This window comes from Rathayibacter sp. VKM Ac-2803 (genome assembly GCF_009807175.1).
Taxonomy (GTDB): Bacteria; Actinomycetota; Actinomycetes; order Actinomycetales; family Microbacteriaceae; genus Rathayibacter.
Genome location: NZ_WUCD01000001.1, coordinates 500,680 through 521,903 on the forward strand (window position 1 = coordinate 500,680; position 21,224 = coordinate 521,903).

A 21,224-nucleotide genomic window follows, 5' to 3' on the forward strand; every position below is an offset into this window, starting at 1 on the left:
TGCGGAGGGACCGGACAGGTCGAGCCCGATCCGAGACTCTCTCACTCGTTCCCCTCCCGATGAGAGAAAGACGGACCACGCATGAGCAAGCCGAACGAGAACGACGCCACGAAGCTCGACTGGATCGCCCGAGACGGCGACGGCCGCGTCCAGCGCCGCACGATCGTGCAGGGAGCCGCCTGGACGATCCCGGTCGTGGCGGTCGCCGCGGCGACGCCCGCGGCAGCCGCTTCGAACCAGCCGACCCTCGCGTTCACGCAGCCCTCGTACTCCGGCACCGGCTGCGGAGTGATCTCCGGCGTTCAGGTCAAGCGCACCACCGACGGACAGACGCCCGCTCCCGGCGAACTGATCAGCGTCACCCTCAGCGACGGCTACACCTTCTCGGACGGGTCCACCACCTTCTCCGCCACTTCCGGCGCGGACGGCACCATCACCCTCCCCGACATCGAGGTCCCCGCCGGCGGCGGTGACAGCGCCTTCTCGGCGACCTCCGGAACGCTGGCGACCACGGCGCCGGTCAGCTCCACGGCGGCCCCCGCCAAGTCGCTCCTCTACAACGTCAGCACTGGTGTCACGACCTCCGATGCGGTCAACGCCCGAGGCCTCGAACTCGTGTCGGTCGACACGAACGACGCCTCGAACCGCGCGGTGCTCAGCAGCGACGGGCAGCTCCTGATCCCGGGCCAGAACACCCTGGTCGCCAGTGATGTGATCTCCTACTCGCCTTATGCGGGTTCGGACGGGGCCCCTTACATCACTTATGTGACCTCCGATGGCAAGGTTCACAACTACACCGTCTCATCGGGAGCCTCGACCACGGACACCGTGTCGGGCACTTTCGTCTCGGTCGAGGGGAACACCGGCTCCCACCGGGCCGCACTCACGGACACGGGAGCCCTCTACATCCCGGGAACGGGCACCAAGGTCGCCGATGACGTCATCTCCTACGCGCCCTACACCAACGGAGGCACGTCGTACATCACCTATGTCACTTCCAACGGCACAGTCCACTTCTACAACGTGTCGACGGGAGTCACGACGAACGACAACCTCCCGGGCCTCACCTTCGTGTCGGTGGAAGCCGACGAATCGAGCAGCCGAGCGGCCCTGACGAACAACGGAGCGCTCTACATCCCGGGAACGGGCACCAAGGTCGCCGACAACGTGACGTCCTACCAGCCCTACGCCGCCAACGGAGTCGCCTACGTCACCTACACGACGACGAGTGGCGACGTCTTCCTCTACAACACGAGCACCGGGACCACCACCTCCGACCCGGTCAACTCCCTGTCGGAGACCTTCGTCTCGGTCGATGCCGACAGGTCCTCGAGCCGCGCAGCCCTGACCGATTCAGGCAAGCTCTACATCCCCGGGCAGGGAACGCTCGTCGCCGAGAACGTCATCAGCTACTCGCCCTTCTCCAACGACGGAACCAGCTCGGCTGCGTACATCTCGTACATCGCTCGCGCCTGCTGAACGCCGCGAAGAGATCGTCAGCGTAATGGCATGACGGCTGCTCCGCACCGCCCATCACTGCCGCCGCCCCGTGCGGCGGAGCCGTGGAAGCTCTCATCGCGGTGATCGTCACATCGAACTGACACACATGGACACTCCGTGATGCGGAGGGGAGATCGGCGAGACGGACCGTCGGTGCCGTCGCGGTATGCACGGATGGTGACGCCCCTGGTCACGTTGCAAGTCCTCACCTCGCTGCCGCCTTACGAAGCTCGCAGTGCCGCCACCATCTTCGCCGTCGTCGAGAAGCCCGCCAGCTCTGCGACCTCGTCGAGGTCGAGCTGCGCCGGTGACCGTCGACGGTCGAGCATCGCCCGAGCCGACGCTGCGCGCGCCGAGCGGATGGCCTGCGCGGGGGTCACCCCCGTCTCCGAGAACGCGAAGTACAGTCCGCTCGTCGAGACCGAGAGCTCGGTCGCCAGCGCGCGCGGCGAGAACGCGGAGTCGCGGTGGCGGGCGCGGATGATCACGTGGGCGCGCCGGAGGAGCCGCGTCGAGTTCGCCGACGCACCGCGGAGAGAGGGCGGTTCGAGTTCGGCGAGGATCGCGCTCACGCCGTTCTCGATCATCCCCGCGACCGAGGTCCAGGCGGCGCTCCCGGCATCGACTCCGGCGCCGAACGTCGCGGTGGCGGTCGCCAGAAGGATGCGCGGGGCAGGCCTGCTGATCCTCGCGTGATCCGGAAGGGTGCGGGCTCCCTCGGGGGCTCGCACCCTTCGCCGTCCGTGGGCATCGATCCAGGCGCTCTCCTCCGTCGGCACCGACGACGATCAGGCGTTCGACCCCGGCTCGAACCGCTCGACGACGGTCACCTGCACTTGCAGCCCCACGGAGTACCGGGTGAAGGGGAAGTAGAGGCGTCCTTCGGCGTCGGTCATCTTGAAGGCGGCGATGCTGGTCCCCTGCACGTACTGCGCGACGCAGGGGATGACGACGTGGAGCTCGTGGCCCGGGTCGACGTCGGGCATCTCGAAGGAGCGCGGCGTCGTGATGAGTCCCGGACTGGCGGCGATGCCGACCCGGCTGAGCAGCCGGCCGCTCCACCGCACCGACCCGGCGTTCCGGATCGTCCAGCTCTTCTCGAAGTGCTGGCCGGGGGCCATGATCGTCCCATCGGCGACGGTCTCCCCGACGAACTCGGACGCATCGTCCATCGACGCCTCCGGGGAGATGCCGCTCGGAGCCTCGAAGCGGTTCAGCTTCTCGCGCCGCCTCGCCGCGAGGACGGCGTCGTAGTGCGAGAGGAGGAGTCCGCCGCTGCGCAGCTGCTCCTCGAGGTGGTGGATGACCCGCTCCGACGGGCAGTCCCTGCCCTCCTCCGCGCCGGTGATCGTCCGCCTGTCCCTGCCGACGACTCGAGCGAGCTCCTCGACGCTGAGGCCCCGCGCCTCCCGCCATCGACGGAGTTCACGACCGAACTGCTGCATCGGCGTCTGCGCGGGACCGAGCGGATGACGCGGCCGGGGCATGGGACCTCCCGAGGGGCTTCTCCCCCACAACGTATCGCCCGCCGTATCAAGGGACCAGCGGTGCATCCGGGGCCTCCGGACCGCGTTCACTCGACACAGAGGACATCACGATGAAGACCATGGACAGAAAGATCTCGCAGCGGCTGGCGTCTCTTGGTGCAGCACTCGCACTCGTCGGCGGAGTCTCGATCGCGGCGGCCGCACCGGCCCAGGCGGCGGACTACAACGTCAGCATCGCGCAGTACTGCGCGCAGAACGTGGCCAGCGGCACCGGCTCTCCGAGCCTCGCGACGAACATCAACAACCGCTGGGACGGCTGGCGGTGCGGCACGCGAGCCGGCCTGGTCGGCGTGAACGTCGCGCTGGCCTGCAAGCAGCAGGTCTCTCCCAGCGCCGTCGCGGTCGTCGTCAACCAGAGCGCGAGCGGCTGGCGCTGCCGCGTCTGATCGCGCCGCGGTCGGGAGAGGGTGCGGGCTGCGACGGCGGTCCGCACCCTCTCGGCGTCTCGCCCGGAGCCCGCTCAGCGCGCGCAGCCCGGCGACGGCTCCGCGCCGTCGCCCGCCGCGAGCAGCACCATCGATCCCCGCCGCTCCGTCAGCCGGTAGCCCGCCTCCTGGGCCAGGCCGAGCACGTCCCTCGACGTCCAGCCCTCGTCCGTCGATGACGGCACCGGCTGCGACAGGTCGAGGAGGTAGTAGTCGGGCACGGGTCCGTCGATGCTCGGGATGGTCACCCGGTTCGTGCGGGTCAGGTGCGAGGCCATCCGGTCGTCCGAGATCACGCAGGTCGACGGCGGGACGAGGCGCAGGATCGCGGCCTGATCGCGCATGTGCGCGTCCCAGCGGAAGGCGTCTCCCGTCACCATCCGCGACAGTGGGAACATCCTTGCGGTGAGCGGTGCGAGAGCCGTCGACCCGAGGAGGGGGACCGCGGCGAGCAGCACGAGAGCGAGCGCCGGGACCCTCTTGATCGCCGCCGGCCGTCGCGCGAGGAGCCTCCGGAGACGGGCGAGACCGTCGACGGCGGCGAAGCAGAGGATCACCCAGACCGGCGCGTTGTAGTGGAAGTCGGCCGACCACAGCGCCGGACGATCGGCGAGGAAGCGCTCGAGGAGGATCGGCAGCGCCAGGAGCGAGATCGGCGACAGCAGCGGCAGGAGCAGCAGCGGCGCCAGGAGTGCGAGCAGGGTCTGCGTCTTGACCAGGGGTGTGAAGAAGGTCGTCAGCGTCAGACCGGGATCGGCGACCACCGTCGCGATCGACGACGCCATGTCGGTGCCGAAGACGGAGTAGTCCCAGTAGCCGTAGTCCCTGCCGGCGATGGCCGGGATGACGACCTTGACGATCAGGACGAAGGCCACGAGCCCTCCGGCGGCGATCAGCGCGCCGCGTGCGGGGCGGCGGCGCCGGACGGCGTAGAGGACTCCGACGCAGGCGACCAGCGCTCCCATGTCCTCGCGCACCAGGAGGAGCAGCGCCAGCGCGACGAGCAGCTCGCGATCGCGGCGGCGGTCGAGCGCGTCGATCGCCCAGGCCAGCAGCGGGACGGCGAAGGCCACTTCGTGGAAGTCGAAGTCGACCAGCTTCTGGATCGGCCAGCCGAACGCCAGCGCCGAGGACGCGGCGATCGCAGCGAGCCTCCCGAACCGCCGTCGCGAGAAGCGCCAGACCGGTACGACGGCAGCGGCCACGAGCACGGCCTGGGCGAGGAGCAGGGTGCGGGGATCGTCCCAGAGCCAGTAGAGCGGGGCGAGGACGACGAGGATCGGGTGGAAGTGATCGCCCAGGAGGTTCGCGTCGATGCCCTTGAGCGCCGACGTGGGCGCCTCGAACCGCGAGTAGGCGCGCACCGCCTGGTCGAAGATGCCGAGGTCGTAGCCCGCGGTGAGGAACTGCCGGTACCGGCTGAGGGCGTGGACCGCGTACAGAGCGCCCACGGCGGCGACCAGCCAGAGGAGGGGCGAGGACAGCGGACGCGGCAGCCGGGTCGCGGTGCGACGCACGACGGCCGAGGTTCGAGAGACGAAGGACATGAGGACGAGACCTCATAGCCCCGCCCGGGTGACGGCGGTGGCGCGAAATCACTTCGCTGTCGCGCGCCCTGCCGGTGCCAGGGGAGGATCGTCGCGCCGTGGCACGCGGATCGCCGGATCAGCTCGACCGACATCCGATTCGAGTCCGACCCGCGGTGCAGAATCGTATTCGTTTCATTCTGTTCGGATCCGGCGGTCGGCACCCTCCCCTCCGTCGAATCCGCCGCCGGGCGGGACTCGACCGGACTCCGCCGCCGGAGGTGGCGGCCCCCCTCAGAGCGCCCCCTCGAGCTCCGCCTCCCCGCGCCACAGGTGCACCGGCTCCCACCCGAGCCCCGCGCGCGCCCGGTCGATCGACACGACGGTCTCGAACCCCTCCAGCGCCCGCGTCAGCGGCACCTCCGGGAACGCCCCCGCGACGAGCTCGGCGGACGGGATCGTCGACCCCGTGTCCGATGCCGCGATGTCGTACACCGCGAAGCCCGGGCTCCCGACCTCCAGCGCCCGCGCGATCGCGCTCGCGCCGTCGCGGGCGTCGATGTAGCTCCACAGCAGATCGCGGCGGTACGCCGGGTCGCCGGCGCGCTCGACGAAGCGGCGGTACTCGCCCGCCCGCGTGACGTTGGTGAAGCGCAGCGCGGTGATCGAGCACTCCCCCTCCCAGCGGACGAGCTGCTTCGCCATCGCCTCCTCGAGGATCTTCACGAGGCCGTAGGTGTTGTTGGCGCGGTCGCCCCCCTCCTCCGTCAGCGGCAGCGACGCCGGCGGCTCGACGAAGGGGAAGCCCATCGCCGTGATGCTCGAGGCGTAGACGATCCGCTGCACCCCTGCCCGCAGCGCCGCGTGGAACACGTTGAACGAGACCGTCATGTTCGAGTGGAACGTGGTCGCATCCGGGACCAGGCCGTTGACCGGGATCGCGGCGAGGTGGACGATCGCGTCGACTCCGCTGTGCCGCGCGGTGACGCCCAGCACGGCGTCGAGGGCCTGGCCGTAGTCGGTGAAGTCGACGCGGGTGAAGGGCACCGCGACCGAGGGCGGCACCCGGTCGAGGCCGATCACGTCGTGGCCGTCGGCGAGCAGCCGCTCGAGGGTCGCGGTGCCGAGCGTGCCGGAGCAGCCGGTGACGGCGATGCGCATGGGGATCCTGTCAGGAGGAGGAGGGGTGCGGACCGGGTCAGCGTAGGGGGAAGTCGGCGGGCAGAGGGAGGGCCGGGACCTCGTGTCCGGCCGCGTCCGCCTCGTCGGCGTGCAGGTGCCCGGTGCGACCGCCGGCAAGCAGGCCGGTCTCGGTGAAGAAGCCGCGGATCGGCTCGTAGACGGCGACGATGTCGTGCACGTCGCCCGCCTGCGTGAGGACGATGTCGCCGGCCTGCACGTAGCGCTCGGCGCCGTCGACCAGGATCCGGCCCTTGCCCTCGGCGAAGAACCAGACCTCGTGATCGTCGTGGTGGTGCCGGTCGAAGCGGCCGCCCTCGAGCGGCACGGCGAAGCGGCCGATCGTGCCGATCGCGCACCAGTCCGGGCGATCACCGGGATGGAGCCACGAGCCGGGCTCGTAGACCGGCATCAGGCCTGCGACCAGCGCGGGGCGGTGCCGGGCTCGAGGATCCGCGCGCCGGGCAGGGTGTCGAGTCCGGTCTCGGCGCCGCCGGGCGTGTAGACGACGAGGAGGCGCAGCGGCCTCCACGTCGTGTTGTAGGTCGAGTGCACGGTGTCGCGGGGGATGTGCAGGGCGTCGCCCTCGCGGATCGGGAAGGCCGGGCCGTCGCCGACCGTCTGCTCGCCCTCGCCCGAGATCACGTAGATGACCTCCTCCTCGCCGGGGTGCGCGTGCGGGTCGTGACCCTGCCCCGGATAGATGATCACCTCGCCGGTGGTCAGGCCGACGGGGCCGTCGAGGTGCGGGGTGACGAGCCACTTGATGGTGCCCCAGTCGAAGACCCTGGTGGGCACCTCGTCGGGGCGGCGGCCGGCCTGGGCGGAGGTGGGAGGGGGAGTAGTGGACACGGTGGTCTCCTCAGTCGATCGGGATGGCGGTGAAGTCGATGAGCTGCTGGCGGATCGCCCGCTCGGTGGGCAGGCGCTCGACCGAGGAGGCGCCGAAGAAGCCGGCGACCCCGTGGGTGTGCTGCAGGATGTACGCGGCGTCGGCGGGCTCGGCGATCGGCCCGCCGTGGCAGAGCACGATGACGTCGGGATTCACGGCGACCGCGGCGTCGCGCATCTCCTGCACCCGCGCGGCCGACTCCTCGAGCGTGAGCGCGGTCTGCGCGCCGATGGTGCCGCTGGTGGTCAGGCCCATGTGCGGCACGATCACGTCGGCTCCCGCCTCCGTCATGGCCACCGTCGTCTCGACGTCGAACACGTACGGCGCGGTGAGCAGGTCGCGCTCGGCGGCGAGGCGGATCATGTCGACCTCGAGGTCGAAGCCCATCCCCGTCTCCTCGAGGTTCTGCCGGAACACTCCGTCGAAGAGCCCGACCGTCGGGAAGTTCTGCACCCCGGCGAAGCCGAGCCGCGCGAGCTCGTCGAGGAACACCTCCATCCGCCGGAACGGGTCGGTGCCGTTCACGCCGGCGAGCACGGGAGTGTCGCGGACGATCGGGAGCACCTCACGGCTCATCTCGACGACGATCTGGTTGGCGTCGCCGTAGGCCAGCAGGCCCGAGAGCGAGCCGCGGCCGGCCATCCGGTAGCGGCCGGAGTTGTAGATGATGAGCAGGTCGGCGCCCCCGGCCTCGGCGGCCTTCGCCGAGAGGCCGGTGCCGGCTCCGGCCCCGATGACGGGTCGGCGCGCGTCGATGGTGGCGCGGAGGCGGGCGAGTGCGGTCGTGCGGTCCATCTCAGATCCTCTCGGGTCGCGGCGCGCCCAGGAGCGCGTCGAGGGCGTCGGCGGCGGCGCGGGCGAACTCGGGGTCGTTGATGGCGAGCGGCGAGTCGATCACCTGCACGTGCGACCCCGCGACTCCCGCGAGGGCCGCCTCGAGGAGAGCGGCGAGGGCCTCGGAGTCGGCGAACACTCCGCCGGGGACGTCGATCGCCGAGACTCCCCCGCGCGGCACGGCGAGGACCGTCGGCCCGGTCGCCGCCACGAGCTTCCGCGCGATCAGGGCGCCGAGCTCGGCGCTCTCGGCGGCGGTGGTGCGCATCAGCGTCACCGTGGGGTTGTGCACGAGGAGGAGGCGCTCGCGGAAGCGCTCGGGCACGCTCTCGCGCGGTCCGAAGTTGACCATGTCGAGGGCGCCGAGGCTGACGACCTGAGGGAGGCCCGCGCGACCCGCGGCCTCGAGCCGCTCGGGCCCGGCGGTCAGCACTCCGCCGACGAGCTCGTCGGCGAGCTCGGTGGTGGTCAGGTCGAGCACGCCGGCGAGGTGCCCCGAGCGGGCGAGGGCCTCGACGGCGCGGCCGCCCGACCCTGTCGCGTGGAAGACGAGCACCTCGTAGCCGAGCTCGTCGAGGCGGGCGCGGGCGACGTCGACCGCGGGGGTCGTCACTCCGAACATCGTCGCCGCGATCAGCGGGCGGCCCGTCTCCTCGGTCGGCGCCTCGCGGCGAGCGGCGAAGGAGGCGGCCATCCCCGCGATCGCGCCCGCGGCGTTGTCGAGGATCTCGCGCGAGAGGCTGTTGATGCCGGCGATGTCGACGACGCTGTAGGTCATGGTCACGTCGCTCGCGCCGACGTAGGGCGAGACGTCGCCGGAGGCCATCGTCGAGACGAGCAGCTTCGGCAGCCCGAGGGGAAGGTCGCGGATCGCGCGGGCGGCGATGGAGGTGCCTCCGCTGCCGGCGAGAGCCAGGACGCCGTCGAGCCGCCCTTCGCGCTGCAGCCGGTCGAGCACGACGGCGGCGCCCTCGCCCATCGCGGTCATCGCGGCACCGCGGTCGCCTCCGGTGCGGAGCGCATCGAGGTCGGTGCCCGCCGCGCGGGCCGTCTCGGCGGCCGTGACGTCGGCGGTCGGTCCGCGGTGGGCGCCGATCCCGACGTCGACCAGGACGACCTCGACTCCGAGCGTCGTGAGCCGCTCCGCCATCCAGGCGTACTCGTCGCCCTTGGTGTCGAGAGTGCCCACCAGGGCCACTCGAGGTGATCGCGCCATCGTCGCTCTCCTGGGTCCGAGGCCGGAACGTCGTCCGGTCCACATCCTTGTGGTGCACCGGGCTCCCGCTCGGGCCCTGCCATCCTGTCCCGCATTTTGAAACGTGTCAACAGGCCGTCGTGCGGCTATAGTGGCGCTCACTTGAAACGTGTCAGAGTCGAGACGCCGAGTCGGCGGAGCGACCTGTCGCGACCTCCGTCGGCGCTCGGGAGCATCCCGCGCCGCCCCAGCAGGAATGAGGCGCTCCGGTGGCCATCCCCTCCTCCCCCCGGATCGAGCACCACCGCGCGGCCCTCGGCATCGGCGAGCGCCGGCCGCGTCTGTCGTGGACGAGCCGCGCGGGCGACGACTGGCGGCAGGAGTCGTACGAGGTCGAGCGGAGGGACGCGGACGGCTCCGTCGAGCGCCGACGCGTCGCCTCGACCGACTCGGTGCTCGTGCCCTGGCCGTTCACTCCCCTGACGAGCCGGGAGCGCGTCGCCGTGCGGGTGCGGGTCTTCGGGCGCGGCGAGGACGACGCCCCCTGGGGCCGGCCCACTCCCGTCGAGGCGGGCCTGCTCGAGCCCGAGGACTGGGTCGCCGCGCCGGTCGGCGCCTCCTGGCCGGAGGATCCCGAGAGCGACCGCCGGCCCCCGCTGGTGCGCCGCGTCTTCACGGTCGACGGCGAGGTCGCCTCCGCCCGCCTCTACGCCAGCGCCCACGGGATGTACGAGCTCGAGCTCAACGGGGCGCGCGTCGGCGACGACACCCTGTCGCCCGGATGGACGGCCTACGAGAGCCGCCTGCGCTATTACACCTACGACGTGACCGAGGCCCTCGTCGCGGGCGAGAACGCGATCGGATCGTGGCTCGGCGACGGCTGGTACCGCGGTCGCCTCGGCTGGCGCGGCGGATTCCGCAATCTCTACGGCACCGACCTGTCGCTGATCGCGCAGCTCGAGATCGTCTACGCCGACGGACGACGCGAGACCGTCGCCACGGACGGCTCGTGGCGCGCCTCCCCCGGCCCGATCCTCGTCGCCGGCAACTACGACGGCGAGGTGCACGACGCCCGCGAGGAGCGCGACGGGTGGTCCTCGCCCGGCTTCGACGACTCCGCCTGGAGCCCGGTCGCCCTCGCCGAGCGCGACCCGGCGACCCTCGTCGCGCCGCAGGGCCCGCCGGTGCGCTGCACGCAGGAGGTGCGCCCCGTCGCGGTGCTCAGCACGCCGAGCGGACGCTCCGTGCTCGACCTCGGGCAGAACCTCGTGGGCCGGATGCGGATCCGCGTGAGCGGCCCGCGCGGTGCGACGGTGACCCTCCGCACCGCCGAGATCATGCAGGACGGCGAGCTGTACACGCGGCCGCTGCGCGACGCGCGCTCGACCGACGTCTACACGCTCGCGGGGCGCGAGTCGGAGGAGTGGGAGCCGCGGTTCACCTTCCACGGGTTCCGCTTCGTCGAGGTCGACGGCTGGCCGGGCGACCTCGAGGCCGCCGTCGCGACGGGCGACGTCGTGGCGCGAGTCCTGCACACCGACTTCGAGCGCACGGGCTGGTTCACCTGCTCCGATCCGCTCGTCGAGCGCCTGCACGAGAACGTGCTGTGGAGCATGCGCGGCAACATGGTCGACATCCCGACCGACTGCCCCCAGCGCGACGAGCGGGTGGGCTGGACGGGCGACATCCAGGTCTTCGCGCCGACCGCCTCCTTCCTCTTCGACGTCTCGGGGATGCTCTCGTCGTGGCTGCGCGACGTGGCCGCCGAGCAGCTGCCCGACGGCACGGTGCCCTGGTACGTGCCGGTGATCCCCGCCCACCAGATGTGGACGCCCCTGCGACCCGGAGCGGCGTGGGGCGACGCGGCGGCGCTCGTCCCGTGGACCCTCTACGAGCGCTTCGGCGACACCGGAGTGCTCGCGGCCCAGTACGACAGCGCGAAGGCGTGGGTCGAGCTCGTCGAGCGGCTCGCCGGGCCGTCGCGGCTCTGGGACGAGGGGTTCCAGCTGGGCGACTGGCTCGACCCCGACGCTCCGCCGCAGGACCCGGCCGACGCGAAGACCGACCGCCACCTCGTCGCGACCGCGTACTTCGCCCACTCCGCCCGCCGACTGGGGCAGACGGCCCGCGTGCTCGGCCACGAGGCGGATGCCGCACGGTTCCTCGCCCTCGCCGCCGAGGTGCGCGACGCCTTCGTCGCCCGCTACGTCGGCGACGACGCCCGGATGACGAGCGACGCCCAGACCGCCTACGCCCTCGCCCTCGAGTTCGAGCTGATCCCCGAGTCGCTGCGTCCGGCCGCCGGCGCTCGCCTCGCCGAGCTGGTGGCCGCGGCGGGCAACCGCATCGCGACCGGCTTCGTCGGCACTCCGATCGTCTCGGACGCCCTCACCGGCACGGGCTGGACGGAGCGCGCCTACGCGCTGCTGCTCGAGCGCGAGTGCCCGTCGTGGCTCTACCCCGTGACGCAGGGTGCGACGACGATCTGGGAGCGCTGGGACAGCCAGCTCCCCGACGGCACCGTGAACCCCGGCACGATGACCTCGTTCAACCACTACGCGCTCGGCGCCGTGGCCGACTGGCTGCACCGCGTGGTCGCCGGGCTCTCGCCCGCCGAGCCGGGGTACCGCTCGATCCTGTTCCGGCCCCGGCCGGGCGGCGGCCTGACCTCGGCGAGCGCCGCGCACCTCACTCCCTACGGTCGGGCATCGATCGCGTGGACCCTGGCGGGCGACGAGCTGAGCGTCGAGGTCGAGGTGCCGGTGGGCGCCTCCGCGGTGCTCGACCTCGAGGGGGCGGAGGCGCGGCCGCTCGGCCCGGGGCGCCACCGCGTCGTCGCGGCACTGCGGGAGCCGGCAGGGCTGGAGCGCTGAGCGCCTCCGGGAGCACCTCCGGCTCGGGTGCCGCCGCCCGTCGTGTCGGCGCCTCCCCGTAGGCTCGGAGCATGAGTGTCGACGCCGCCCGGACCCCCGCCCGGCCGGCACTGTCGGCCCCGCTCCGCCGTCGCCGGGCCGCGATCTACGCCTTCATGCTCACGATCGGCATCGGCCTCGCGTCGTTCATCGTGCGCACCCCGGCGGTCCGCGACCTCGTGCAGGCCAGCACCGCCGAGATGGGTCTGATCCTCTTCGGCATCTCGGTCGGCTCGATGACGGGCATCCTCTGCTCGGCGGCCCTGGTGCGCCGGTTCGGGGCGCGTCGGCCCATCGTGATCGGAGGCGCCTCCTTCGTCACCGGCCTCGCCCTCCTCGCCTCCACGGCCGGCCTCGGTCAAGGCGTGGGAGTGTTCGTCGGGCTGGTCGGCGTCGGCGCGGGCTTCGGCCTGGCCGAGATCGCGATCAACATCGAGGGAGCTGCGATCGAGCAGGCGTCCGGCCGGTCGATCCTGCCCGTCCTGCACGGCTGCTACAGCCTCGGCTCGGTGATCGGCGCGCTCGCCGGCATCGCCATGACGGCCATCGCGTTCCCCGTCTGGATCCACCTGCTCGTCGTCTCCGCCCTCGCCCTGGCCGCGATGGTCTGGGCCGTGCCGAAGATCCCGGCGACGACGGGGCGGCAGGAGTCGGGCGGCGCCGGCTCCCCCGGGCTCCTCGCCCAGCTGGCGGTCTGGAAGCAGCGGCGCATCGTGTTCCTCGGCCTGATCGTCCTCGCGCTCGCGCTGGCGGAAGGGTCCGCCGGCGACTGGCTGCCGCTGATCATGGTCGACGGCCACGGCGCCAGCGCAACGATCGGCTCGCTGGTCTTCGCCGGCTTCGCACTCGCCATGACCATCGGCCGCTTCTCGGGCGAGCCCCTGCTCGCGCGCTTCGGCAAGCCGGCGGTGCTGTGCGTCAGCGCCCTCGTCTCGGCGGTCGGGATCGCCCTCGTCGTCTTCTCGGACAGCGTCGTCGTCGCCGGGCTCGCGGTGCTGCTCTGGGGACTCGGAGCGGCCCTCGGCTTCCCGGTCACCCTGTCGGCCGCGGGCGAGAGCGACGACCCCACCACCACGGTCGGCGCGGTCGCCGCCGCGGGCTACGTCGCGTTCCTCGTCGGGCCGCCGCTGCTCGGCTTCCTCGGCGAGCACTACGGCCTGCGCGGCGCGATGATCGTCGTCCTCGTGGTGGTCGCCGGCGCCTCCCTGCTGACCTCCGCCGCCAAGGCCCCGCAGGCCGTCGCCCGCTGACCCGCGCCACCCACCCGCTCCTCGAGGGAACCCCGAACCGTCGAGGGAGCCAGCTCTTCAGGGCGGTCTCGACGGTCCGGGATTGCCTCGACCGAAACGCGCCACCCGTCGCATCGCGCCACGCGCCGTTCTCTCCCCGCGAACTGTCAACCCTCTCTCAGCCAGGGTGGAGCGCATCGTAGGTTTGCCACCGCAAGCAGAGAGGGGCCACCGCGGCGCCTCACGGAAACACCGTCCATCTGCCCCTACCGATGGAGAGCACCATGACGACCACCAACTCCCAGACCACCCCCACCCGCCTCGTCGCGACCGAGACCAAGGCCTCGCTCAAGACCACCGAGTTCTGGGCCTTCCTCCTCATCTCGATCGCGATCCTCGTCGCCGCTGCCGTCACCGACAACGGTGACGACGGACAGGGCTTCGGCGCCGACAACGCCTGGATGTACGTGTCCTTCGTGACCGTCGGCTACCTCGTCAGCCGCGGTCTCGCGAAGTCGGGCACCCGTGGCATCGAGCGCGACGACCACTGAGTCGACTCGCACGACCCCGGAGCCGCCCGCCCCTCACCGGGGTCGGGCGGCTTCGTCGTCCCAGGACGCCGCGACGCCGGGGGGACTGCACGCCCAACCCACTCTCGTCAAGTACGCGTAGATCTCTCAGGAAGCACTCGTTCATCGGCCAGACACGCGTAGGTTCGAGGTCACCATCCGCGCGATCCCTTCGTGCGGCCGGCATCCTCCGCGGTGCACCCGACGGCGGGGGACCCCCTGGGACGACTCATCTACGACTCGACGCTCGAGGCCGACTTCGACGACCGCCTGCTGGCGCATCTGCAGGTCGTGATCGGCGCGAAGCTCGGCCGCAACGAGGCCTTCTACTTCTCGTGGAGGGACTCCACCGCGAGCGGGAGCGGCCGGACCTCGCTCTGGCTGCACCCCGCGATCCCGCTCCGCTTCAAGTTCCACGGGGGCCGCGCGCCGACGATCAACGCGGACTGGGTGCGCCGCCTCCTCCAGGACTCGTACACCGCGTCCGGCCTCCGGATCAGCGAGGAGCCCTCCCGCACCGCGGCCCTGTGAGCCCGTAGCGGCGCGTCCGCCGGACCGGAACCCCCTCGTGCTCCCCCGGGAGCAGAACGGAAGCTGACTGCATGAAACGTCTCCGATACGCCGGCGGCAGCATCCTCATCGGGGACGCCGTCTCCCGTGCCCTGCTCGCCTACGCCCGCGATCTCGCCCTCGCCCAGGCCTCCGACACCGTGATGCTCGCCGGACTCACCGAGGACGGCGCCGACGACGAGGCCGAGATGCTCGTCGGCCCGTCGAGCCAGCTCTTCGCCGACAGCGCCGAGGGCCCGGAGTCGCTGCCCGGCGACGCGGCTACCGTCGCCGAGATGGAGTCGCGCCGGAGCAAGCTGCTGTCGCACCCCGTCCGCCTCGAGGACCAGCAGGTCGCGGAGGACAGCGAGTGGTACGCGGAGTGGCCGACGGACGGCTCGTCGCGCCCCGACTGACCGGCTGCGCCGCGCAGCCGTGCTGAGCGGGCCCGGGCCTCAGGCCCCCGCCACCGTCGAGCCGCGCACCAGCAGCTCGGTCTCGAGGATCGTCGTCTGCGGGACGTCCTCGCCGGACAGCACCCGGACCAGCACCTCCGCCATGGTCGCGCCGAAGCCGGTCGTCGGCTGGCGCATGGTGGTGATCGGCGGGTCGCCGGCCTGCGCGAAGGTGTCGCCGTCGAACCCGGCGAGCGCCACCTCCGTGGGCACGGCGATGCCCCGGGCCCGCAGCACGGTCAGGGCGCCCGCCGCCATCTGGTCGTTCGAGGCGAAGACCGCGTCGATCGGGCGGCCGGAGTCGAGCAGGCGGGTCATCGCCGCGGCCCCGTCGTCGAGGGAGTAGTCGCCGTACTCGACCAGCGAGTCGTCGAGCCCCGCCGCGACCACGGCCGAGCGCCAGCCCGCGAGGCGGTCGATGGCGGCCGGCATGTCCTGCCTGCTGGCGATCATCGCCGGGTGGCGCCTGGGGAGACCGAGCAGGTGCTCGGCCATCGACCGGGCGGAGGCGACGTTGTCGACGTCGACGACGTAGCCGTCGCTCTCGTCGACGAGGGGGCGGCCGCCGAAGACCATCGGCAGGGCGGAGGCGGTGCGCGCGTAGGAGTGGTCGCCGCTGTGGTGCGAGACCACGAGGGCGCCGTCGACGTTGCCGCCGAGCAGGTAGCGCCGCGTCTTCTCGGGGGTCGCCTCCGACGCGATGACGATGTTGAGGGTGTACTCGGTCTCGGCCAGTCGCAGCGCGGCGCCCTGCACCACCGAGGCGAAGAACGGATCCGCGAACACCTTCGCGGTCGACTCCGGCACCACGAGCGCGATGGCCCGAGTGCGGCGGCTGGCGAGCGAGCGCGCCGCGAGGTTGGGCACGTAGCCGAGCTGGTCGATGGCGCTGCGGACGGCGCGGACCGCCTCCTCCTTGACCCGGGGGGAGTTGTTCACGACGCGGCTGACCGTGGCGCGCGAGACTCCGGCGAGGGCGGCGACGGCCTCGAGAGTGGGCGCGGACGGTGCGGGATCGTTGCTCATGCGTGCCTCTCGGTCGGGATCCGAGGTTATCCGAGCAGGGTCGGCGGGCCGGCGCGACTCCGGAGGCCACTCGCTGGTCGACGGCCCCGCCCGGCCGTGTTCGGCTCGGAGAACCGTCCTCGGCTCGCGGAATCCGCCGGTTCCTGCGAGCCGAACGACTTTCCGCGAGCCGGAGGCACCCCGGCGACGGGCTCAGCCCTTCACGGCTCCGCCCATGATGCCCGCGATCAGCTGCTTGCCCGCCAGGACGAACAGCACCAGCAGCGGCACGATCGACAGCACCGCGCCCGCGAGCACCACCGAGTAGTCGACGTAGTAGCCCGACTGCAGCTGCGCGAGCGCGGTCTGCAGCGTCGGGTTCGTCGGGCTCAGCACGATCAGCGGCCAGAGGAAGTCGGTCCACGCCATCATGAACGTGAAGAGCGCCAGGATCGCCATCGCCGGTCGCGCTGCCGGCACCGCCACGGTCAGGAAGGTGCGGAACTGGTTCGCTCCGTCGACGCGCGCCGCCTCGATCAGCTCGTCCGGGATGACGTCGACGAGGTACTGGCGCATGAAGAACACGCCGAACGCCGTGACCAGGGTCGGCACGATGACCGCACCGAGCGACCCCGTCCAGCCGAGCTGCCGCATCAGGATGAACAGCGGGATGATGCCCAGCTGCGTCGGAATCGCCATCGTGGCGATGACGGTGATCATCAGCCCGTCGCGACCCCTGAACCGCAGCTTCGCGAAGGCGTAGCCGGCCAGGGTCGAGAACGAGACGACCGAGAGGGTGATGATGCCCGACACGACGACGCTGTTCAGCAGTGCGGTCCAGAACGGGATCGCCGTGAACACCGTGGCGGCGTTCGCGAGGAAGTTCCCGCCCGGGATCAGCGGCAGGGTCTCGGCGCGGGTCGAGTTCGAGCCGCTGGCGACCACGAACGACCACCAGAGCGGGTAGGTCGAGCCGAGGATGAAGGCGCTCAGCAGCCCGTAGGTGAGGAAGCCGGGGCGGTCGACGCGGCCGGCTCCGCGGCGGCGCAGGCCACGGCGGACGGGGAAGGGCGCGGTGGTGGCGGGGGCGGTCATCGCTCGCTCGCCTTCTGGCCGAGGCCGGTCGAGGTCAGCAGGGGGTCGGTGGCGGCGATCTCGTCCGCGGTGGCCCTGCGCTGCCTCCGCTTCGACACGACGCGGTTCTCGACGGAGGCGATCCGCCGCGAGATCGCGAAGTTGACGAGCCCGATCAGGACGATCAGGAGGAAGAGGAGCCAGGCGACGGCCGCCGCCTCGCCGAAGTTCTGGCGGAAGAACGCCATCTCCCACAGGTAGAGGACCGTGGTCTGGAACTGCCGGTCCGAGCCGCCGATGCCGCCGGCGTTCGAGACGTCGAAGAGGCGCGGCTCGGCGAAGATCTGCAGGCCGCCGATGGTGGCGGTGATGATCACGAAGATCAGGGTCGGGCGGATGTTCGGGATCGTGATCGAGGTGAAGCGGCGGAACGTGCTCGCGCCGTCGAGCGCGGCGGACTCGTGCAGGTCGCGCGGCACCGCCTGCATCGAGGCGAGGAGGATCAGGGCGTTGTAGCCGGTCCAGCGCCAGTTGACCATCGAGGCGATCGCGACGTGGCTCGCGAGCCGGTCGTTCGTCCACTCGATCGGAGCGATGCCGACGAGGCCGAGGAGGTTGTTCACGAGCCCGTCCTGATCGCCGAAGATGCTCGAGAAGATCAGCGCCACCGCCACGGGCGAGACCACGTAGGGCAGCAGCACGCTCATCCGCCAGAAGGTGCGGGCGCGCAGCGACTGGTCGAGGGCGGCCGCGAGCAGCAGGGCCACGGCGAGCTGCGGGATCGTCGAGAGCAGGAAGATGCTGAGCGTGTTGACGATCGAGTTCCAGAAGAAGCGGTCGCCCAGCACGGCCGCGAAGTTGCCGAACCCGACGAAGTCGCCCTGACCCTGCAGCAGCTGCCAGTCGTAGAGCGAGACGACGAGCGTGTAGACGAGCGGGAACGCACCCGTGATCGCGAAGAGCAGGAAGAACGGCGAGATGTAGAGGTAGGGCGAGGCCTTCACGTCGAAGCGGCTCGCGCGCTGGCGGAACGTCAGCGGGAGGCGGGGCGTCGGACGCCTGCCCGCCGGGGGCGTCGCCGTGACCGGCGGAGTGAGAGTGCTCGTCATGGCGACGGTGCCTTCCTCGAGTCGGAGAGGCTCAGCGGGCTCCGGTCGGTCGCGACCGGAGCCCGCTCAGCGGAGGGAGTGGGTCAGTCGACGAGCTCGTCGAGCAGCGTGAGCGCCTCGGCCCACGCGGCGTCGCCGTCGAGCTCGCCGCGGTCGACCTTCTGCAGGACGGGGCCGAACACGTTCTCCTGGATCAGCGAGTCGTCGGGGCCCTTGTACTGAGCCACGACTCCCTCGGCGCGCTTCGCGAGGATCTCACCGGTCGGCGAGTCGTTCAGCGACGGGTCGGGGGTGGCGGCGGAGGCGAGCTCCTCCTGCGCGGCGATCGTGCTCGGGAACGGACCGGCCGCCTCGAACGCCTTCAGCTGCTGCTCGGGCTCGCTGAGCCACGACGCGAGCGCCGCGGCCTCGGCCGGGTGCTCCGACTGGGTCGGGACCGAGAGGAACGAGCCGCCCCAGTTGGCCGCACCTCCGGGGAAGACGTCGGCGAAGTCCCAGCCGGTGTCCGCGGCGTCGCCGCCGCCGGCCTCGACGTTGCTCTTCAGCGTGCCGAACATCCACGCGGGGCAGACGAAGGTGGCGAAGGTCTGGTCGGTGAACGACTTGCCCTTGTTCCAGTCCCAGGCCTTCTGCGCGGCCGAGAGTCCGGAGCCGGCAGCGTCGGTCAGCTGAGCCCAGCGCTCCTCGAGCTCGGGGTTGCCCTCGATGTTCAGCTCGCCGTCGGCGGTGTAGTAGCCCTCGGGGAGCTGGTTGACCATGGCATTCCAGACGAATCCGGAGTGGTCGTACCAGGCCTTGCCCGTGGCGTCGTGGTACTGCTTGCCGGCCGCGAAGTAGTCCTCCCAGGTCGCGTCCGCGCCGCCGAGCAGCTCGGCGACGGCCGCGCGATCGGTGGGGAGCCCTGCCGCCTCGAAGGCGGCGGTGCTGTAGCAGAGGCCCTCGGGGCCGATGTCGGTGCCGTAGCCGATGACGCGGCCCTCGGGGTCGGTGGCCTGCTCGTACTTCCAGTCGACCCAGTCGGCCTTGCGGTCCTCGATGCCGTGGTCGCGCAGGTCGACGAACTGGTCCGAGACCTCCATGATCGAGCCGAGCCAGCCCTCCTCGATCGCGACGACGTCGGCGAGCCCGGAGCCGGCGGCCAGCTTGGTGAAGGCGTCGGTGCGGGCGTTGCCGCCGGTGTCGATGTTGTTCGGCACGATGGTGATGCCGGGGTTCGCCTCCTCGTACTCCGCGTAGAGGTCGTCGAACCCCATGGCGTTGAACGTGGTGACGGTGAGTTCGACGTCGCCGCCCTCCGCGGCGTCGGATCCGGATGCGCATCCGGTGACGAGCAGGGCGAGAGAGGCGGCACCGGCGATCGCCGTGGCGATCCTGGTGCGTGGTGATGCGTGCACGGTCACTCCTTCGTGATGGGTGTCAGGGCACTTCGGTAGAGCGCTCTCACGCGGCTGCGTCGCGTTGGTGAGAGCGCTCTCACGAGGTGTGCTGTGAGCATACGGAGCAGTGTGCGGCGAGGTCAAGAGTTTTGTGAGAGCGCTCTCTTTGCCGAAGTGCGATGGGTTTTCGCGTGTGAGCGGAGGCCGGCTGCCGCCGCCGAAGGTCGTGGACGCCGCTGAACGTCCCGACCGGTGAGGGGGAAACGATCCGAGAACGGGTTGATTAACCGCTTGATCAATTGCGCGAGCAGTGGTTACAGTCTGCGTAACCGATTAACCAGTACTGCATCGGCAGCAGACACAGCGGAGTGATCATGGACCAGCGAGGGTTCTACCGGCCTGAGGGCGCCTGGGTGGGCGACGTCATCCCCTGGCAGGAGGACGGCGAGTTCCACCTCTTCTATCTGCACGAGACGCGCGCACTGCCGCGAGAGGGCATGCCCTGGCACCGGATCGTCACCGACGATCTCGTGGAGTTCGCCGAGGCCGGCGTCGCGATCGCCTCGGGCGGGCCGTCCGCCGCCGACCACAACATCTACACCGGCAGCATCGTGCTCGACTCCGACGGCGTGCACCACGCGTTCTACACGGGCCAGAATCCCGACCGGCTCGGCGACGACGGCCGAGCACTCCAGGTCGTGGCGCACGCGACCAGCGGCGACGGCATGAGCACCTGGCAGCGGCATCCGATGCACACCTTCGGCGCGACCGCCGGCTACGAGACGGGCGACTGGCGCGATCCCTTCGTGTTCCGCGACGAACGGGCGGGGCTCTGGCGGATGCTCGTCACCGCCCGCCACGCCGAGGGCCCGGCACGCCGCCGCGGCGTGATCGCGCAGTGCACCTCCGTCGACCTCATCACGTGGCAGCCGGCCGAGCCGTTCTGGGACCCCCGCCGCTACATCGCCCACGAGTGCCCCGAGGTGTTCCAGTGGGGCGAGTGGTGGTACCTCGTCTCCTCCGAGTTCAGCGACGCCTTCACCACGCGCTACCGGATGGCGCGCGATCCGAGCGGGCCCTGGCTCGTCCCCGAGCACGACACGATCGACGGTCGGGCGTTCTACGCCGCGAAGTCGGCGGAGCGCGACGGGCGGCGCTTCTTCTTCGGCTGGATCGCCTCCCGGGAGGGCTCGGCCGACGACGGGGCGTGGCAGTGGGCCGGGACGCTCGCGGTCATCGAGGCCGAGCAGCGCCTCGACGGCACGCTGGCCTTCCACCCCGCACCCGAGCTGCGCGCGACGTTCGAGACGCCCGCCGAGCTGACCGGCCGCACCGTCCTCGACGCGCCCGACGGCTACGCGCAGCTCCTGTCCCCGGAGGAGACGCCCGGCTCGTTCCGGCTCGTCGCCCGACTCGACATCGGCGAGGGCACCACCGAGTGCGGCGTCGTGCTGCGGGCGAGCGCCGACGGAGACGAGGGCTACGTGCTGCGTCTCGAGCCGCGCCGCGGACGACTCGTCCTCGACCGCTGGCCCCGCCGGACGACCGGCACCGAGCAGTGGCAGATCTCGGGCGACGTGCCCTTCGCCGTCGAGCTCGAGCGGCCGTGCCGACTCGACCCCGGCGCGCACACGCTCGACGTGATCGTCGACGGCGATCTCTGCGTCGCGACCCTCGACGACTCCGTGGTGCTGAGCACGCGCCTCTACGACCGGCCGAGCGGCCGCGTCGGCGTCTTCGTCGGCGAGGGGCGCATCACCGTCGACTCGTTCGCCCTCGCACCCAGGAGCGAGCGCCTCCCCGACCCGCGGAGCGCCGACGCGCTCCTCGCTTCCACGTCCTGACCTC

The 21,224-nt window shown here is 71.5% G+C and carries 20 protein-coding genes; 8 read left to right on the plus strand and 12 right to left on the minus strand.

The window, feature by feature from the left end:
- Window positions 1-81: 81 nt before the first annotated feature.
- Window positions 82-1,479, plus strand: coding sequence for a hypothetical protein (locus GRS96_RS02285; protein WP_159987617.1), 1,398 nt, complete (start codon window positions 82-84; stop codon window positions 1,477-1,479).
- Window positions 1,480-1,721: 242 nt separating this feature from the next.
- Here GRS96_RS02285 and GRS96_RS02290 read toward each other — a convergent pair whose 3' ends face one another.
- Window positions 1,722-2,231, minus strand: coding sequence for a helix-turn-helix domain-containing protein (locus tag GRS96_RS02290; protein WP_159856270.1), 510 nt, complete (start codon window positions 2,229-2,231; stop codon window positions 1,722-1,724).
- A 57-nt stretch (window positions 2,232-2,288) separates the two neighbouring features.
- Window positions 2,289-2,987: an NBR1-Ig-like domain-containing protein gene (locus tag GRS96_RS02295; RefSeq protein WP_159987618.1), complete on the minus strand. Its 699-nt coding sequence runs from the start codon at window positions 2,985-2,987 to the stop codon at window positions 2,289-2,291.
- Window positions 2,988-3,106: 119 nt separating this feature from the next.
- Between GRS96_RS02295 and GRS96_RS02300 the strand changes: the two genes are divergently transcribed.
- Window positions 3,107-3,433, plus strand: a complete 327-nt coding sequence (locus tag GRS96_RS02300; protein WP_159856360.1) for a hypothetical protein — start codon at window positions 3,107-3,109, stop codon at window positions 3,431-3,433.
- A 74-nt stretch (window positions 3,434-3,507) separates the two neighbouring features.
- Here the strand turns inward: GRS96_RS02300 and GRS96_RS02305 are convergent, their stop codons facing one another.
- The 6 genes from GRS96_RS02305 to GRS96_RS02330 all read right to left on the minus strand — a co-directional run bounded on the left by GRS96_RS02305 (window position 3,508) and on the right by GRS96_RS02330 (window position 9,119).
- On the minus strand, window positions 3,508-5,019 hold the full coding sequence (locus GRS96_RS02305; RefSeq protein ID WP_159987619.1) for a DUF2079 domain-containing protein: 1,512 nt from the start codon (window positions 5,017-5,019) through the stop codon (window positions 3,508-3,510).
- A 273-nt stretch (window positions 5,020-5,292) separates the two neighbouring features.
- Entirely contained in the window at window positions 5,293-6,159 is an 867-nt protein-coding gene (locus GRS96_RS02310; RefSeq protein ID WP_159987620.1) for an NAD-dependent epimerase/dehydratase family protein, read from the minus strand.
- 37 nt (window positions 6,160-6,196) lie between these two features.
- Window positions 6,197-6,589, minus strand: a complete 393-nt coding sequence (locus tag GRS96_RS02315; RefSeq protein WP_159987621.1) for a cupin domain-containing protein — start codon at window positions 6,587-6,589, stop codon at window positions 6,197-6,199.
- Window positions 6,589-7,029 (minus strand): cupin domain-containing protein, encoded by a 441-nt coding sequence (locus tag GRS96_RS02320; RefSeq protein WP_159856260.1) that lies wholly within the window; start codon window positions 7,027-7,029, stop codon window positions 6,589-6,591. Before GRS96_RS02320 ends, GRS96_RS02315 begins: the two co-directional genes overlap by 1 nt.
- Window positions 7,030-7,039: 10 nt before the next feature.
- The gene (locus GRS96_RS02325; RefSeq protein WP_159856258.1) at window positions 7,040-7,864 is read right to left on the minus strand and encodes a phosphoenolpyruvate hydrolase family protein; all 825 of its coding nucleotides are present in this window, start codon (window positions 7,862-7,864) and stop codon (window positions 7,040-7,042) included.
- A 1-nt stretch (window position 7,865) separates the two neighbouring features.
- Window positions 7,866-9,119: a Tm-1-like ATP-binding domain-containing protein gene (locus GRS96_RS02330; RefSeq protein WP_159987622.1), complete on the minus strand. Its 1,254-nt coding sequence runs from the start codon at window positions 9,117-9,119 to the stop codon at window positions 7,866-7,868.
- Window positions 9,120-9,367: 248 nt separating this feature from the next.
- On the opposite strand from GRS96_RS02330, the gene GRS96_RS02335 reads away from it, so the two are divergent.
- The 5 genes from GRS96_RS02335 to GRS96_RS02355 all read left to right on the plus strand — a co-directional run bounded on the left by GRS96_RS02335 (window position 9,368) and on the right by GRS96_RS02355 (window position 14,773).
- A complete protein-coding gene (locus GRS96_RS02335) occupies window positions 9,368-11,971 on the plus strand; it encodes an alpha-L-rhamnosidase (RefSeq protein ID WP_159987623.1) in 2,604 nt (867 codons plus the stop codon).
- 71 nt (window positions 11,972-12,042) lie between these two features.
- Window positions 12,043-13,260, plus strand: coding sequence for an MFS transporter (locus tag GRS96_RS02340; protein WP_159987624.1), 1,218 nt, complete (start codon window positions 12,043-12,045; stop codon window positions 13,258-13,260).
- Window positions 13,261-13,523: 263 nt separating this feature from the next.
- Window positions 13,524-13,790 carry a hypothetical protein gene (locus GRS96_RS02345; RefSeq protein WP_159856250.1) on the plus strand — a complete coding sequence of 89 codons (267 nt, stop codon included), beginning with the start codon at window positions 13,524-13,526 and terminating at the stop codon, window positions 13,788-13,790.
- 192 nt (window positions 13,791-13,982) lie between these two features.
- Window positions 13,983-14,339, plus strand: coding sequence for a DUF7882 family protein (locus tag GRS96_RS02350; protein WP_328612389.1), 357 nt, complete (start codon window positions 13,983-13,985; stop codon window positions 14,337-14,339).
- 71 nt (window positions 14,340-14,410) lie between these two features.
- The gene (locus GRS96_RS02355; RefSeq protein ID WP_159987625.1) at window positions 14,411-14,773 is read left to right on the plus strand and encodes a hypothetical protein; all 363 of its coding nucleotides are present in this window, start codon (window positions 14,411-14,413) and stop codon (window positions 14,771-14,773) included.
- A gap of 39 nt (window positions 14,774-14,812) precedes the next feature.
- On the opposite strand, the gene GRS96_RS02360 is transcribed toward GRS96_RS02355, so the two are convergent.
- The 4 genes from GRS96_RS02360 to GRS96_RS02375 all read right to left on the minus strand — a co-directional run bounded on the left by GRS96_RS02360 (window position 14,813) and on the right by GRS96_RS02375 (window position 19,394).
- Window positions 14,813-15,838, minus strand: coding sequence for a LacI family DNA-binding transcriptional regulator (locus tag GRS96_RS02360; protein ID WP_159987626.1), 1,026 nt, complete (start codon window positions 15,836-15,838; stop codon window positions 14,813-14,815).
- A gap of 192 nt (window positions 15,839-16,030) precedes the next feature.
- Entirely contained in the window at window positions 16,031-16,912 is an 882-nt protein-coding gene (locus GRS96_RS02365) for a carbohydrate ABC transporter permease (protein WP_159987627.1), read from the minus strand.
- Window positions 16,909-18,000, minus strand: a complete 1,092-nt coding sequence (locus GRS96_RS02370; protein ID WP_159987628.1) for a carbohydrate ABC transporter permease — start codon at window positions 17,998-18,000, stop codon at window positions 16,909-16,911. The genes GRS96_RS02365 and GRS96_RS02370 overlap by 4 nt, the downstream gene beginning before the upstream one ends.
- A gap of 83 nt (window positions 18,001-18,083) precedes the next feature.
- A complete protein-coding gene (locus tag GRS96_RS02375; RefSeq protein ID WP_159987629.1) occupies window positions 18,084-19,394 on the minus strand; it encodes an ABC transporter substrate-binding protein in 1,311 nt (436 codons plus the stop codon).
- 356 nt (window positions 19,395-19,750) lie between these two features.
- On the opposite strand from GRS96_RS02375, the gene GRS96_RS02380 reads away from it, so the two are divergent.
- Window positions 19,751-21,220: a GH32 C-terminal domain-containing protein gene (locus GRS96_RS02380; RefSeq protein WP_159987630.1), complete on the plus strand. Its 1,470-nt coding sequence runs from the start codon at window positions 19,751-19,753 to the stop codon at window positions 21,218-21,220.
- The last annotated feature ends 4 nt before the right edge of the window (window positions 21,221-21,224 follow it).